This window comes from Vibrio hepatarius, from assembly GCF_001274785.1.
Lineage (GTDB): Bacteria > Pseudomonadota > Gammaproteobacteria > Enterobacterales > Vibrionaceae > Vibrio > Vibrio hepatarius.
This window is the reverse complement of sequence record NZ_LHPI01000040.1, coordinates 1-257: the sequence shown is the minus strand read 5'-3', so window position 1 is coordinate 257 and position 257 is coordinate 1. Positions and strand designations below refer to the sequence as shown.

The window sequence follows — 257 nt, the reverse complement described above, 5'->3', positions numbered from 1 at the left end:
CTTTCCAAATTGTTAAAGAGCATGATGCTTCCGAAGAAGACCATTTTCTAAGCTTTTTCAGCGGCAGAAAACCCAACCACGTACGTTTTACTGAAGTGGTTTGGAAATTCAAATCCAAAAATACTTAGAGAATGGTGGGCGATACCGGGCTCGAACCAGTGACCCCCTGCTTGTAAGGCAGGTGCTCTCCCAACTGAGCTAATCGCCCACATAAGTTTTGATTCTTCGTGGAGAAGAATGGTGGGTCGTGCAGGATT

The 257-nt window shown here is 45.5% G+C and carries 1 tRNA gene; it reads right to left on the bottom strand.

Going from position 1 to position 257, the window contains the following annotated elements:
• Positions 1 to 132: 132 nt before the first annotated feature.
• Positions 133 to 208: transfer RNA gene (locus AKJ31_RS21720), tRNA-Val, on the bottom strand.
• Positions 209 to 257: the final 49 nt, after the last annotated feature.